We start from the raw sequence: 220 nt of genomic DNA, 5'->3' as shown, positions 1-220 counted from the left end.
CATGAATCCATGCAGACTCCTGTGTCTAGAATGCTCTATCTGAGAAATATTCTTTAGTTGGTCGTTGATGGTTTCAATGATGAACCGCTTAGACAACATTGCTCTGTCCCAAGCCGCTAATACCTTCGGTTTCATGTTCTTTCGGTGAGTCGTTATTAGGCTAATACCATCCTTTTTCAAGTCTGCTGTTAGCGCTTTACTGATATAGCCTTTATCTGCA

The 220-nt window shown here is 41.4% G+C and carries 1 protein-coding gene; it reads right to left on the bottom strand.

Features of this window, described 5'->3' with window-relative positions; all coding sequences use genetic code 11:
• On the bottom strand, positions 1-220 hold a 220-nt coding region (locus AACW06_RS20730; RefSeq protein WP_238336803.1), incomplete at both ends, for a transposase.

Source organism: Vibrio sp. S12_S33, assembly GCF_963889785.1.
GTDB classification, from domain to species: Bacteria; Pseudomonadota; Gammaproteobacteria; order Enterobacterales; family Vibrionaceae; genus Vibrio; species Vibrio aestuarianus.
This window is presented reverse-complemented; position numbering and strand designations above follow the sequence as displayed.